This window comes from Mammaliicoccus sp. O-M54, assembly GCF_022386035.1.
Lineage (GTDB): Bacteria > Bacillota > Bacilli > Staphylococcales > Staphylococcaceae > Mammaliicoccus > Mammaliicoccus sciuri_A.
Window position 1 is genome coordinate 1 of sequence record NZ_JAJNJE010000021.1, and the last position, 2,864, is coordinate 2,864.

At 28.7% G+C, this 2,864-nt stretch carries 4 protein-coding genes; all 4 read left to right on the forward strand.

The genetic code is table 11. From position 1 onward, the window contains the following. The first annotated feature begins 160 nt into the window (after positions 1-160). The 4 genes from LQ673_RS14630 to LQ673_RS14645 all read left to right on the forward strand — a co-directional run bounded on the left by LQ673_RS14630 (position 161) and on the right by LQ673_RS14645 (position 2,278). Positions 161-466: a hypothetical protein gene (locus LQ673_RS14630; RefSeq protein ID WP_049427954.1), complete on the forward strand. Its 306-nt coding sequence runs from the start codon at positions 161-163 to the stop codon at positions 464-466. A 262-nt stretch (positions 467-728) separates the two neighbouring features. Further along, entirely contained in the window at positions 729-929 is a 201-nt protein-coding gene (locus LQ673_RS14635) for a hypothetical protein (protein WP_239709663.1), read from the forward strand. Between the two features lie 246 nt (positions 930-1,175). After that, positions 1,176-2,096: a protein rep gene (locus LQ673_RS14640; protein ID WP_239745106.1), complete on the forward strand. Its 921-nt coding sequence runs from the start codon at positions 1,176-1,178 to the stop codon at positions 2,094-2,096. After that, on the forward strand, positions 2,096-2,278 hold the full coding sequence (locus LQ673_RS14645; protein ID WP_239713618.1) for a hypothetical protein: 183 nt from the start codon (positions 2,096-2,098) through the stop codon (positions 2,276-2,278). The genes LQ673_RS14640 and LQ673_RS14645 overlap by 1 nt, the downstream gene beginning before the upstream one ends. Positions 2,279-2,864 lie beyond the last annotated feature (586 nt).

Here is a 2,864-nt window from a genome sequence, read left to right on the forward strand (position 1 = left end):
AAATAAAAAAATCGACGAAGGTCGATTATGGTTTTTACACGCGTTCTTTTAGAACGTATAAGTGCGCCCTTACGGGATTTAACTAGATTATAACGATGAAAAATAGACCTGTAAAGCAATAACTATTGTGATAAAGTTTGTTAAAAAAGGAGGTATTAATTTGATATTTATATATATAATATTTTCGGCTATTTTACTTTATTACGCTTTAAAATATGGAATTAGAAATGGTTTTGTTGACCTTGAAGCGAATAAAGAAGGCTTAGTTTACTATAAAAAAAGCGCTAGTTTACTTGAAGAGATAGGAAATATTTATAGTAGAGTTTCTATATCTAAATCTAAAGAAGCGAAAGCTATCTATAATGAGGCTTTTGACATATTGCTTTCTGAAAAAAAGCCGAAAATTATATTTAAAGAATTAACTGATAAGAAAGAAGAAATTTTTAAATTAAGTATAGATGATTAACTAGCTTTAAATGACGCATTTATGCCGAGAAAATTTATTGATCGTTGAGAAGAACCCTTAACTAAACTTGTAGACGAATGTCGGCATAGCGTGAGCTATTAAGCCGACCATTCGACAAGTTTTGGGATTGTTAAGGGTTCCGAGGCTCAAAGTCAATAAAGCAATTGGAATAAAGCAACTTCGAATGTGACAAAAATGTTCGTTTTACCGGTCTTTTTCTTTGTTAGTATTTATATTAATAAAGCTTAAGGAGGTAAATATTATGATTTTAGATATTTTAGGTTATGTATTTGGAATAGGTTTTATTGTGTTTGGAATTTTTGCTTTGGTTCTTTGGGGAAATGAAATTTATAAAATTATAAGTAAAAGCAATAAAAAAGTTAGTTATAAGAAAAGTGTTTATTGTGCTGGAGTTGCTATTATATGTGCTTTAGTTTTGATTATTACAGTCAATGTTTTTTAGGTTTTTGAAACGAGTTGAAAACGAGTTTCTTCTTGTCTTGATAATAAGGGTAACTATTACAGAGTGGAATAGTTACCCTTAAAGCATTGGTATATCTGGTTTAAAGTACAAAAAAAGTTGCTTTTTCATACCTAGTAATGTAGTGTTTTAAGTGACCAAACAAAAAACTTTACATGAAAGGAGAAAAAGCAACTTTTTTATATACATAGTTTGTGAAAAACTAAGTTGTTTTTTAAGTGTTATAACATGGATAAGTATACTGAGAAAAAACGTAGAAATCAAGTGTTCCAAAATTTTATTGAACGACACGTGGGGGAAAATCAAATGGCATTGGTAAAGGAATGTAATACCTTTTTGTCTTTTGTGACTGATAAGTCGTTAGAAAAACAGAAATTATATAAAGCCAATTCGTGTAAGAATCGCTTTTGTCCTGTTTGTGCTTGGCGTAAAGCAAGAAAAGATGCTTTAAGTCTATCTTTAATGATGCAGCATGTTAAACAGGCACATGAAAAAGAATTTATATTTTTAACGTTAACGACGCCTAATGTATCTAAAAATGAATTAGAAAATGAGATTAAGCATTATAATCAATCATTTAGACGATTAAGTAATCGAACAAAATTTAAAAAGGTTGTTAAGGGTTATGTAAGAAAATTAGAAATTACATACAACAAAGAACGGGACGATTATAACCCTCATTTTCATGTGTTGATTGCGGTTAATAAATCATATTTTACTGATAAAAATTATTATATTAATCAAAAAGAATGGTTAAATTTGTGGCGAGATGTAACGGGTATTGAAGAGATTACACAAGTTCATGTTCAAAGAGTTAAAGCCAATAATAATAAAGAACTTTATGAAATGGCTAAATATTCGGGGAAAGATAGTGATTATTTAAGTAATCAAAAAGTATTTGATGCTTATTATCAATCTTTGAAAGGTAAACAAGTTTTAGTGTATTCAGGTTTATTTAAAGAAGCCAGAAAGTTATTAAAAAATGGCGAATTAGATTATCTAAAAGAGATTGATCCGACTGAATATATTTATCAAATTTTTTATATTTGGAAACAAAAAGAATATTTAGCTAGTGAACTGCATGATTTAACAGAACAAGAAAAAAGAGAGTTAAATCATCAAATGATTGATGAAATTGAGGAAGAATAATGCTTATAAATTGTGATAAATTTTTTGTGGAAGAGTTACAAAAAAACGGTTATGAAATTGACTATAAAAAAATTGTAGATATATATAAGACTTCAAGAAATTCTGATGGATTTAAAAAAAGACAATTAAAAAAAGAGAAAAAAGCAACTGAAATACAAAAACATATAGAAAAATATTACTAAACGTTAGCTAAAAAGCTAGCGTTTTTTTATTTTTTAACCCCTGGGGGAACTATAGCGTTTAACCAGCATGGTTACCCATTTTTTATGCCAATTTTTAAATTTGCATGTAGATGGGCAGTGTCTAAAAAATAGCCACTGGTTTTGCTCAAATTTTAATTGGTGTAATTAAAATATATTTATTTGGCTCATATTTGCGTTTTAAGAGCCGATATACGTTTTTAGGTATAAAACTATATGATTTACCCCTAATTCTTTAAAATGCCCCCTTAAAATTCAAAATAAGGGCATAAAAAATAAAAGCTACCCCAAAATTGAGATAGCTTTTTTCTTTCGTACGGTCTGTTTATTTTTCTTTCGACGCCGTATCGTCGATGGAATTCAAAAAAGTTATGGGCTATAAATCTACATCACTTTTTCAAGAATGTAGTAGCAATATTCAAGACAAATTAATTTTTATAACTGCTCGGAATATCTCAAGCCGTTTCTTTAATTTTGAAATAAAAAAATCGACGAAGGTCGATTATGGTTTTTACACGCGTTCTTTTAGAACGTATAAGTGCGCCCTTACGGGATTTAACTAGATTAT